This is a genomic window from Clostridium sartagoforme AAU1, assembly GCF_000401215.1.
Classification (GTDB): Bacteria; Bacillota; Clostridia; order Clostridiales; family Clostridiaceae; genus Clostridium; species Clostridium sartagoforme.
Genome location: NZ_ASRV01000226.1, coordinates 1 through 12,043 on the forward strand (window position 1 = coordinate 1; position 12,043 = coordinate 12,043).

Annotated in this window: 14 protein-coding genes; 1 reads left to right on the forward strand and 13 read right to left on the reverse strand. The window is 27.7% G+C overall.

Annotation, left to right across the window (positions count from 1 at the left end):
- The 4 genes from A500_RS17850 to A500_RS20130 form a co-directional block, all read right to left on the reverse strand.
- On the reverse strand, positions 1-439 hold a 439-nt coding region (locus A500_RS17850; RefSeq protein ID WP_016208974.1), incomplete at its 3' end, for an ABC-2 transporter permease.
- Complete coding sequence (locus tag A500_RS17855; protein WP_016208975.1) at positions 439-1,272, reverse strand: ABC transporter ATP-binding protein; 834 nt, start codon at positions 1,270-1,272, stop codon at positions 439-441. The genes A500_RS17855 and A500_RS17850, both read right to left, overlap by 1 nt.
- 1 nt (position 1,273) lies before the next feature.
- On the reverse strand, positions 1,274-1,648 hold the full coding sequence (locus A500_RS17860; RefSeq protein WP_016208976.1) for a GntR family transcriptional regulator: 375 nt from the start codon (positions 1,646-1,648) through the stop codon (positions 1,274-1,276).
- A gap of 352 nt (positions 1,649-2,000) precedes the next feature.
- On the reverse strand, positions 2,001-2,273 hold the full coding sequence (locus tag A500_RS20130; protein WP_083935721.1) for a GNAT family N-acetyltransferase: 273 nt from the start codon (positions 2,271-2,273) through the stop codon (positions 2,001-2,003).
- Between the two features lie 327 nt (positions 2,274-2,600).
- Between A500_RS20130 and A500_RS17870 the strand changes: the two genes are divergently transcribed.
- A complete protein-coding gene (locus A500_RS17870) occupies positions 2,601-3,584 on the forward strand; it encodes a hypothetical protein (protein ID WP_016208978.1) in 984 nt (327 codons plus the stop codon).
- 71 nt (positions 3,585-3,655) lie between these two features.
- Here A500_RS17870 and A500_RS21800 read toward each other — a convergent pair whose 3' ends face one another.
- From A500_RS21800 to A500_RS17900, 9 genes are all read right to left on the reverse strand, one after another.
- Positions 3,656-4,078, reverse strand: a complete 423-nt coding sequence (locus A500_RS21800; RefSeq protein WP_278245138.1) for a hypothetical protein — start codon at positions 4,076-4,078, stop codon at positions 3,656-3,658.
- Positions 4,079-4,113: 35 nt separating this feature from the next.
- Entirely contained in the window at positions 4,114-4,911 is a 798-nt protein-coding gene (locus A500_RS21805; protein WP_341349968.1) for a glycoside hydrolase family 13 protein, read from the reverse strand.
- Complete coding sequence (locus A500_RS21490; RefSeq protein ID WP_016208979.1) at positions 4,878-5,450, reverse strand: alpha amylase N-terminal ig-like domain-containing protein; 573 nt, start codon at positions 5,448-5,450, stop codon at positions 4,878-4,880. Before A500_RS21490 ends, A500_RS21805 begins: the two co-directional genes overlap by 34 nt.
- 16 nt (positions 5,451-5,466) lie before the next feature.
- Complete coding sequence (locus A500_RS17880; protein ID WP_016208980.1) at positions 5,467-6,744, reverse strand: sugar ABC transporter substrate-binding protein; 1,278 nt, start codon at positions 6,742-6,744, stop codon at positions 5,467-5,469.
- 17 nt (positions 6,745-6,761) lie between these two features.
- Positions 6,762-7,583 (reverse strand): sugar ABC transporter permease, encoded by an 822-nt coding sequence (locus tag A500_RS17885; protein ID WP_016208981.1) that lies wholly within the window; start codon positions 7,581-7,583, stop codon positions 6,762-6,764.
- Between the two features lie 10 nt (positions 7,584-7,593).
- On the reverse strand, positions 7,594-8,931 hold the full coding sequence (locus A500_RS17890) for a carbohydrate ABC transporter permease (protein ID WP_016208982.1): 1,338 nt from the start codon (positions 8,929-8,931) through the stop codon (positions 7,594-7,596).
- Between the two features lie 347 nt (positions 8,932-9,278).
- Entirely contained in the window at positions 9,279-10,199 is a 921-nt protein-coding gene (locus A500_RS17895) for a LacI family DNA-binding transcriptional regulator (RefSeq protein WP_016208983.1), read from the reverse strand.
- Between the two features lie 160 nt (positions 10,200-10,359).
- Complete coding sequence (locus A500_RS20600) at positions 10,360-10,473, reverse strand: MetS family NSS transporter small subunit (protein WP_016208984.1); 114 nt, start codon at positions 10,471-10,473, stop codon at positions 10,360-10,362.
- Positions 10,474-10,494: 21 nt separating this feature from the next.
- Entirely contained in the window at positions 10,495-11,982 is a 1,488-nt protein-coding gene (locus tag A500_RS17900; RefSeq protein ID WP_016208985.1) for a sodium-dependent transporter, read from the reverse strand.
- Positions 11,983-12,043: the final 61 nt, after the last annotated feature.

A 12,043-nucleotide genomic window follows, 5' to 3' on the forward strand; every position in this document is an offset into this window, starting at 1 on the left:
CAGCAATCCTCCCTATTTTATAACCATACTTTAATATAATAGGTATTATAATTGAAAAACTTAATAATATAGTTGCCATGCTAACAGATACATCTTGTAAAACCATTACTCTTGCAGAGCTTAGTATGTTTATTCCATATAATACATAAATCATAATTAATGAAACAAAAAGTATTATTAATGTTAATATATATTTTGAATAAACTATATCTTCTCTTTTATATGAAAGACTTGCCATGAAACTTTCACTTTTATTTAGACTATCATAATAAAAGCTGTTCATCACTACAATAAAGGTAATCATCATTGGAAGTAAAGTTGGAAATATATATGAAAAAGTGGTTAATAAAAATAATCCAAATATAAATGTAATGATTGTAGCTTTCAATGACTTAATTTTCAATCCTACTAATAAATCTTTTTGTATAAGCTTAAACATTATTTTTCCCCCTTTACATAGTGAAACATTACATCCTCTAAATTTGGAATACTTATATTGTCACTATCTAATCCTTTTCTATTTATAAATAAGCCTTCTGTATAATACTTTGTTTCTTTTATAGAAATAAAATTTAATTTACTTTCTTCAAGTTCTTCCTTTGAACCTCTAAAAATTCTATATCTTTCTTTTATCCATTCCATATCTTGTGAGAAAATTAACTTTCCCTTGTTAATAAATGTTATATAATCTGCTATTCCATCTAAATCTGAAGTTATATGAGTAGAAATAATAACACTTCTTTTTCCATTTTCTATTTCTTGTTGAAGTAACTTTAATATATCTTTTCTGACGATAGGGTCTAGTCCTGCTGTAGGTTCATCCAGTATTAAAAGCTTTGCATCATGAGACAATGCATTAGCAATCATAAGCTTTATTTCTTCACCTTTTGAAAGTTCTCCAATATATAATTTTTTATGAATTCCAAATCGCCATAAATAAGAATCAAAAAGATTTGAATCAAACTTTGAATAAGCTTTACTGACTATTTTCTTAAAATCTTTAACACTTAAGTGAGAATAAAAATTTAAATTATCAAAAACAAATCCAATATTATCTTTAATATAAATTTCATCTTCAAAAATATCCTTATCAAATATTTTTATTTCCCCACTATCACTTTTAGTTAATCCAAGAAGCATTTTTATTAATGTTGTCTTTCCAGAACCATTAGGCCCAATTAACCCCATTATATAGCCTTCTTTTAATTCAAAAGAAATATCTTCTAGTTTAAATTTACCCCTAGTTTTATTTACATTCTCAACCCTAATCATACTATTCTCCTTCATATAACAAATCTATCATGCTATAAATATCTTTCTTTTCTAATTTTATTGCTCTTGCTATTTGCATAATTTCTTCTAACTTTTCTTCTATTTCCTTAAGTTTTTCTTCATAAATAAGTTCCTTATTAAAGTAAGATACATAACAACCCTTTCCCCCAACAGTTTCAATGAATCCTTGACTTTCAAGCTCTTCGTAAGCCCTTTTAGTTGTAATTACACTTATATTTAAATCCTTAGCTAAGGACCTTATAGAAGGTAATTTTTCATTTGGCTCTAACGTTCCATTTATAATCTCTTCTTTTATAGAATTAGCTATTTGTTCATATATAGGAAGCTTAGATGAATTACTAACTATTATTTTCATATTTCACCTCACATAACCGTATTTTCTGTATATGTATACTATATACAGTATATACATGAAAAGTCAATATTTTTTTACATTTATTACTAAATATATTTATTTGATATATAATTAATAAAAAATTTTATATTAATTATTGTCAATCATATAGTAATTACTATTATTTAAAACTTAAAGGAAGTCACAAAATTAACGCGACTCCCTTTAAAATTCTTATACACTCTTGTTTTATAAATTCTATAGGGTATGCATTCCCATTATCAATTATCATTTACCTATTGCGCTTTTGTAGATTTATCCTACAAACAGTCTCCTTTTCATAATTCAACGAATGTGACATTCTTTCATTTTTTCACTTCTTCTCCATTCTTATGTTCTTCTCCACCATTCCCATAGCCTTATAAAATCCTATTGCCTTTTCATTAAAACTCCAAACACCAAGTTCCAAGCTCTCAGCCCCATTAAACTTTACTAAATCATAAGAATAGTCAAATAACATTCTTCCCAACCCTTCTCTTCTATTACTTTCATCTATACAAATTTCATCTATATAAGCAAAGAACTTATCTTGTAATAAATCTATATTTTTAATCTCTATATACCTTATTATTGTGTATCCTACTATTTTTTATTTTTAGTTATCACTATGATTTCTACATTATTATCACTTAATAATTCCTTAAAATATGATTTATAAATTGTCTTGTTTACTTCTTTATATACATCTGGCCTATTTTTAATATGAAATGTGTGTAGTTCTTTTGAAATCTTACTTATATATTTATAATCTTCTAATTTAGCATGTCTTATTTCTATCCCAAGACAATCACCTCATAATATTTGTATTACGAATATTATGAGATTGTTACCAATGAATCATATAAATGAAAGTAACAATTTAAGCTTCACTTACTTATACTAATTATAGAAATACTATATTAGGAGTGTATCAATGAATTTTAATGATGATGATTCGATCTTGTATCCAGATGATTCAAGATTTCAACCTCCTCTGTTTGGAAACCTATTTCCTAGCTTTCCAGCAAACAATTCTCCGTTCCCTGGTGGTAGTACTTTGAATATAGGTCCTCCACCAAATTATACGCCAAATAAAAATAGTGCTGAGGTTAAAAAACTTAATTCAGGAACTAATACAAAAAAGGATAATAAATCAAAAGATTCTAAAACTAAAGCTGTAAGTCCTGGCTCTATTAGTTTTTGCTTATTTAAATTTACTTATATTTGGGAAACTAATGGTAGAAATTACTGGGCATTTTTATTAAATGTTGACAGTAAAACTGTTTCTGGCTTTAGATGGTTTAGAGGAACTTGGGTTTATTTCGGAGTTGATTTAAAGAAAATAGATTCATTTATTTGTTATCGAAATGATTCTACAGATGATTCCACAAATGATTCTAGTATTGAACCTGCAGAAATTTCCAATCCTTTTAGAAATACAAAAAAAGAATATTCATCTAATGGTGTAAGAAATATTTATACAAAAGTTTTAACCTCCATAGAAGTTCCTGAAATAAGAGACGACTTCTTAATAAATTACTTAGGTGAAATAGATGGCGAAGAAATAACCGCTAAGATTCCTTGTAGACAAACAAGAATAACTAATTATAGGATAGTTCTTCAATTAACATATCCTGAAGAATTTAATGAACAATTAATAGATAAAATAAATTTATGTGCAAATGATGCTGTTAAAGATGCATCTAGGTACTTAGATGAATTTAGAGATAGTAAAAACTTTTTAACCCCTTTAGAGATATTTAATTCTTCTACTAAACAAATAGGAAAATCTTTAAAAGTATTTTCTAATAACTTTCATATCAAATTAAAAAAACTTAAACTGCCTAGAGAAGTCGTTAAAGAAGTAGACTATACAATTCTTCAAGAAAAAATAGAAGAACCTTGGAGAATACTTTAAATAATGCATAATAGCTTATTTTATATAGTAAATTAAGGGACGCATAGGCGTCCCTTATTAAATAGACTGTATTATTTATTTTGCAAATAAACTTTATAGTTATATGGTAAAAGTTCAATTTCTTTATCTATTAAGATATCCTTTTCTTCTATACACTCTTTAACTTTTAGCCCTTTTATTTCTTCTGGAAATGCTATTTTCTTACTTATACTATCATTATTTAAAACTACGTATAAGACTTCCTTTTCACATTCCTTTTTATACATTATAATATTGTTTCCCTCTTCAATATTCATCCACTGAAAGTTTTCTATTCTAAAGCTTTCATAAGTTTTACGCAATTGTATTAATTTTTTTATAAATAGAAATAGTTCCTTATTTTGCTTGGCTTCATCCCAAATCATTGGTTGTCTATTTTTATGCTCTCCACCTGACATACCAACTTCACTGCCATAATAAATACATGGAGAACCTGGATAAGTAAATAATAACAAGTATGCAAGCTTAGCAACCTCTACCTTTTCATTTACTATACTAAAAATCGCTCTGTATCATGGCTATCTAGAAGATTAAAAAGATTTTTAGTTAAATGCTTTGGATATCCTACTAATAACTTACTTAGCTCAAATTTAAAGTCATTAGAGCTATATTTAATTTTAGCAGTATTATTTAAGCGAAAATAAGACCAAATAGGAATTGAAAACTCATAATTCATAACTGCATCAAATTGATCGCCTTTTAGCCAAGGATATGAATTATCCCAATTTTCACCTAATATATATACATCCGACTTTATTGACTTCAATCTTTTTCTAAGCTCTCTCCAAAAATCATGAGATACCTCATTTGAAACATCTAGTCTCCAACCATCTATATCATATTTTTCAACCCAATAACATGCAACATTTAAAAGATATTCTCTTGCAATAGGATTACTTGTATTCCACTTTGGCATAGATTGGGTATAAGCAAATGTATAATAATTTAACTCTTCTCTTTCTACTTCTTGTGGTACACCATTTTTCAAATTTCCATTTACTATAGGCTTATCTGGATTTAGTATATAAAAACAATCATAGTATTTAGATTTTTCTCCATTCCTTACTACATCTTGCCAATACGGATGAAAAAATCCACAATGATTAAATACTGCATCTAACATTACTTTAATTCCACGTTTATGGGCTTCTTTAACTAATTCACCAAAAATCTCATTATCACCTAACTCTTCATCAACTTTAAAATAGTCTGTGGTATCATACTTATGCTGACTAGGTGATTCAAATATAGGATTTAAATAGATTCCATTAAACCCAGCTTCATTAATGTAATCAAGTTTTCTATAATTCCAATCAAATTCCCTTCTATACTAGTATTTCCTCCATAAAAGCTTTTAGGAAATATTTGATACCAAATAGTATTAGATACCCAATCTGGGGCTATATATAAATCTTCTTCATTTATATATGGATAATTAAAGTAATTAAATAAATCATATAATTTACTTTTATCTTTTGTATAAGGAAGCCTATAATGGCTTCCTAATATATATTTTTCATCTTTATTTTCAATTATAAAACAGTATTTAATTCTCTTCCATTTTATATCGCTAATTTCTGCAAACCAACAATCATGATCCCTTGTAATTTGTTCCTTTACCATTTTAATTTTATATACTGAATCTATATCAAAATCATATACTCCACTTCCATCATTTCTTGGAATCCAATTAAATGGATCTACTGCTAAAAGTTCAACATTATCTACATCATTTTTGGCTGTTTTTATCCTTATATGAAGCTTGTCTTTACTATATGCATATGAAAAGGAACTTTTAGGTTCATGTATAATTGCTGCAAAATTCATAGTAATTCTCCTTTCATTATTCACTTGCTACTAATGCTTCAAAATCACTTTGTGCTTTTTTAGCTCCTTCTTCTGGTGTTAATGTTCCATCAAATACAGCATTTAATACTCCTATCATTGTTGTCCAATAATATGATATTCTTTTTGTACTTGGCATAGGAACAGAGCTTTTAAATGCTTCAGAATATACTCTTAGTTCTTCATCATCTTTTAATCCTTTTATATTTGATATATCATTTTTTGCAGTAATTCTATATGATTTATCATATAGAATTTGTGCTGCTTCATCTGAAGCTAAGAATAGAGCAAATAATTCTGCTGCTTTAGGATATTTTGAATAAGATGAAACATATGCATTTTGAACTGCACTAAATGATTTCATTTGTTTTCCATCCATAGTAGGTAGTGTTGTAACACCAAAGTTCACATTCTCATTTTTTAATGATTTAATTAACCATGGCCCTATTGGATAATAAGCTGTTTTACCATCTTTAAAATTTTGCTCAAGAAGTGACATTGTCTCCATTTTTAAATCTTCTGACTTAATTGGTATATATTTTTTTAATTCTGCAATTTTTTCTAACCCTTTTGTAAATTCTGTTGTATTAAATCCTGGATTATCTCCATCCTTTCCATCAGATCCAAATAACTCAAAACCATATAAACTTAAGAAAGGATAAGCAGGATACCCATCTGTTGGAACTGTTAAATACCAAAACTTATTTGAGCTAGCATCATTATATTTAAGTGCTTCTTCTCCAATTTGCTCCATAGTTTTAGCAGGTTCCCCCTTAACTAAATCTTTATTATACAGTAATGCATATGTTTCAATAGATACTGGCACTCCATAAACTTTTCCATCATCTGTAACTGTCTTTACAGCAACTTCATTAACTTCATCTTTTATAATGCTTGAAACTTTTTCATCTAATTCTGCTAAAATGCCTGCATCCTTAGCTGTTGTAAATTTATCATGAGCTGCCATAAATACATCAGCTCCATTCCCTGCTGGTCCATCTAACATCATTTTATTAACGGAATCAAGACCATTTTCTTGAACATTAACTTTTACACCATATTTTGCTTGGAAGGCTTCTGCTATAGCACCTCCAAATTCAGCATCTCCAGATAGTGTCCAAAAGGTAATTTCTGCTCCTTCTTCAGGTGTAAGATCACTAGTTTCCTTAGATTTATTATCATCTTCAACTGGAATTTCTTTTTTAGCACATCCACCCATAACACTAATAAACATTGATGATACTAAAAGTAAATTAATTATTTTTTTAAATTTCATTTTCATTCCCCTCCAAATTAACTTTTATCAGCTCCTGCTGAAACACCTTGAACCAAATATTTTTGAAAAATAATAAATACTATCGTAATTGGTATAGCTATAAGTATTGCTCCTGCTGCAAAAATTGTGAAATTAATACTCTCCTTTCCATTTATTAATGCAAATAATCCAACTGCCAATGTCTTAGATTTATCACTAGATAGTAAGATATTAGGCAAAATAAAGTCCATCCACGGAAGCATAAATTGAGATACTGCGCAATAAGTAATAATTGGTTTAGACATAGGAAGTATTATTTTATAAAAAGCTTGGAATTTAGTACATCCATCAATATATGCTGCTTCATCTATTGCAAATGGGACTCCATCTAAATATCCCTTTACTAGCCATGTATTATAAGGGATTGCCCCTACCGAATATACAATTATCATACTAATTGGATTTCCTACTAACCCTAATAATAGAAATAAAGTATATATAGCTGTCATTGATAAAAATGTTGGGAACATAGAAATAATCATAATTGTCATAAGACTTGCTTTTTTGCCCTTAAATTTAAACCTTGACATAATCCAAGAGGTTAGCATTATTAATATTAGTGAAAATATTGTACTAGCAACTGCAATTTTTAATGTATTAAAGAACCATAGCGCATAATTCGTTTCTGCAAAGAGCCTTCTATAATTATCTAAAGTTAAATTAGCAAAATTAATTTTTGTTAATGGCCCACTTCCTTTTTGAAATGAAGATAATATAATCCATAAAACTGGTACAATTACAACTAAAGACATAACAATAAGCTCTAAATTCACTAAAATTCCTGTTATCTTCTTTTTCATAATATTCCTCCTATAATTCCTTGAAGGATACAGTTCTCCTAAAGTTCCAATAAGAGACAGTACCTATAATAATAAATAGTAAAACGCTCATAACAGCTGCAATATCATACATTTGCTGATTTAATGTTAATTTGTATATCCAAGAAATCAAAATATCTGTATCACCTGCAAACTGCATTTTTTCATTTATAGGACCCCCTTGAGTAAGGAAATAAATTGCACCAAATGAATTAAAATTAGCTGCCATACTCATGATCAAGTTTGGAATTGTAGCACGAAATACTAATGGTAAGGTTATTTTCTTAAAAGCTTGAAACTTTCCTGCTCCATCAATATAAGCCGCTTCATAAAGACTTTGATCTAAGTTTGAAAATACACCAAGCATCATAACCATAAACATTGGAAAGCCAAGCCATAGATTAACTACTAATACAGTAACTTTAGCCATATAAGGATCAGATAAAAATGGAATATTCTCTGAAATAATTCCTAAATTTAATAACAAACTATTTAGTGGTCCAAATTGTCCATTTAAAAGATTTCTAAATACTAAAAGTGATATCATTTGAGGAATTGCCCAAGGTAATATTAAAATTGTTCTAAAAAATCTTTTAAATTTTACTGATTTATGATTTAAAAATATTGCTTGTAACATTCCCATAAAATATGATGATAATGTACTTACGAGAGTCCAAATAATTGTCCAAAGTAATACTTTAATGAAAGTTTTCGACCAAATAGGAACTGTAAATAATTTTTTGAAATTAGAGATCCCAACCCAATCTAATAGCTTTCCTGGTGGTAAATGGTCTCTATTATAATTTAGAAATGCTGTTAATACTGAAAATATTATTGGCATAATGACTACAAATAAGAATGCGATTCCTATAGGTATTAGTAACATATAAGGAAAATTTCTATTTTTAACTTTGCTGAAATATTCCTTTGAAGTTACATATTCTCCTGTTTCATCAATTTTTTTACCTGTTATATATGCATCTCTAATGTTAAATATATAAATAGCTACAAATAGACTTAAAGTAAATATAGCTATCACACCATTGATTAATAGCATGGTAGAATGATCCCCATACTTTCCTCCTACCTTTTCCCCTAATGTAACTATTCCCCAAAATCCCTTTACAAAAAAACCACCATGAAGCCTAATTGAGAAATCATTTACATGACCCATAAAATACTCAAGCCAATATCCACTAAATAACTCAATGGTTATCATTAATATTTGTAATGCAAAAATAATAAGTCCTTTTAATCTTTGTTTACAAATGAAAAATTGACCACTCCCCCAGAGAAAAACTGATAAGATTAATGACTTTTTTCTTTTCATCCTAATCTTCCTTTCCACTATAATCTAATCAAAAGCATCTTTTGTTAAGTTAATTTTTATTATTACTTATGCGTTTAACCTATTGAAATTATAGCCTTATTAATTAGTAATATCAATTGATTTTTCTCTATTTAAACAATTTCAGAAATTTAAACAATTCCCATATTATGTGATTAAAATTTAACTTACTTAACTTTTTTTGTTAAGTAAATTTGAAAAAGCTAAAGCTTAGCAATTATAGTTCTAATTAGATATAATATTTTTTTGTTAATTACTTAAAATTTTATATTAATAAAAAAAGAAAATTGCACTTTTGTTTATTTGTACAATTTTCTTAAATATTTTATTTATTTATTTTTTAATGGTTTTATATATGAAACATGATTAATGTTTTTTGTACTTTCAAGTCTCAATAATTTTTCCATGACTTCTATAGCTTTTTCTGCCTTTTCTTTATTACTTACAGTAATTACTTTAGTATCTGATAATAACATAATGTCTCTTTCAGAATTTACAACTACGCAAATATTTTTATTATCTATATAATTTTCTACCTGCATACCTAATACTTCTCCAATAACTAAGCCTTTTTTGTCTTTCCGTTCTTTTAAGAACTCTTTTAAATTATCTTCATATTTATTAATAAATATATCTTTCATAGATATCCTATTTAATACAGTATTTAAAATTCTTTTATTTGAATAATCATCCATAATAACATAATATTCTTTGCCTAAGTATTCCTCTGCCATATCTAAAACTTCATCAAAATCAGTTAGAATCTTACAAAAAATATCGTCTTCTATATACCCATCTATAAAAATCGCAGGCACATAAAATTGATTAGCAATTTCCTTAAATCTTTCCTTATCTAAGTCTACTATAAATACTGCATCAAGAGATCGCTTTTGTCCTATTGTTACATCTTTTGTCATTTCTTTTGTAGGCAATAAAAGTACATCATATCCTAAAGTATTTAATTTTCTTTGTATTTCCCTTGATAAATCATAATACTGATACAATTTACTTTTTTTGTTTTTTGCTTCCATGTTAATTATTATTCCAACCATATAGCTTCTCTTACTAGCTAAAGATTTTGCATTCATATTTGGAACGTATTTAAGTTTATTGGCAGCTTCAAATATACGCATCCTAGTTTCATGACTTATATTTTCCTTACTTGAATAATTTAATACATATGAAACAGTAGCAGTTGAAACTCCAGCTTCCATAGCTATATCTTTCATAGTAACTCTTTTTGTAGACATGTAACCACCTCTATTCTACTTGCTTATGGGCTTAAGTATAGCATTAGTAAATATTTGCTGTCAATTTTTACACCTTATATTGCTTATATATGATTATATCTATTGTGATGAATATTATATAAAATATAAAAGAGGCATATTTCTATACCTCTAATTTTATTTATAAATATTTTTCTTTTCTTTCATTATACATTGTTATTCCAAGAGTTAATGCTAATCCTCCCCATAGAACAATTGCACCTAATGCAAAAAATGAAGTTGCTATTCCAGTCATTATAAATCCTCCTTTTTTCAATTACTCTACTACATTCTTACTCTTCCAATGTCTTTTACTTATTATTAATGCTAAAATTATTCCAAAGCCGATTATACTCCAACCATATGCTAATAGTGCCGATAACTCATATCCTCCATAAGGTGTTTTTACTTCTGTAAGGATACTTTGTACTAACATAAATACTAGTATAGCTGGTGTTACGAATTTTACACAAATATTCCACCACTTACCTATTCTAAAGTATGAAATTTCATTTGTATGATTTCTAACTGTGTCAGGACTAGATATCCAGCCTATCAATATTACTTCTAATAAGCCAACTACAACTATTCCATAGTTATTTATAAAGTTATCTATTATATCTAATAAATATAACCCTGCTCCTGTTGAATATAATATTCCAATTAAGAATCCTATTGTACATATAACTGCAACAACTTTATTTCTTGCCCATCCAAATTTATCTATAAATGGCGCAGATACCGCTTCTATAAGAGAAACTGAAGATGTTATTCCTGCAAATAATAAACATAAGAAGAATAATACTCCTAAAATAACTCCAAGTGTTCCCATTTCCGTAAATACTGCTGGAAATACTACAAATGCAAGACCAACTCCACTTGATACAACTTCATTTATAGGTACTCCTTTTGATGTTGCCATAAATCCTAATATAGAAAATACTGCTATAGCTGATAAAAATTCAAATCCACAATTGGCAAAAGCAGTCATAAATGCACTATTATTTATATCTGTTTTCTCTGGTAAATAGCTAGAATAAGTCATCATTATTCCCATTGCTAAACTAAGAGAAAAGAATACTTGTCCATAAGCAGCAATCCATACCTTGGGCTCCATAACTTTTGACCAATCTGGTGTAAATAAAGTATTTAAGCCTTCTGTAGCTCCTTCTAAATTTACAGATCTTATTACTATTATTATCATTATTACTACTAATGCTGGCAAAAGAATTTTATTAGCTTTTTCTATTCCACCCTTTATTCCTTTATAGCATATAATCCAATTTATAAACCAAATTACAGCTATTCCTATTAGTATTGGTAAAATAACTCCACTAAATTTAAATGGTGATTCTGTTAATTTTATAAAATCAACATGAAAAAATGTATTTGTATCACTTCCCCATGCTTTAGTTAAACTAAATCTTAGATAATTTACTGCCCAACTTAAAATCATAGAGTAATATGTTAATATTATAAATGCATTTATAGTTGGCCACCATCCAAGCCATTCCCACTTTTTATTTACTTTAGCAATTGCAAGTGGTGTTGAACCCTTAAACTTATGCCCTAATCCATATTCTAATATTAATAACGGAATACCAGCTGTAAATATTGCAAAGAAATATGGTATTAAAAATGCTCCTCCTCCGTTAGAATATGCTATATATGGAAATCTCCAAATATTTCCTAACCCTACTGCTGAACCTATTGCAGCAATTATAAATCCTAATTTTGATCCCCATTGTTCTCTATTTTCTTCCATAAAATCGCTCCCTTATAAAGTCATAACTTACGTAACTTATTAATATTTAAATATATAATAT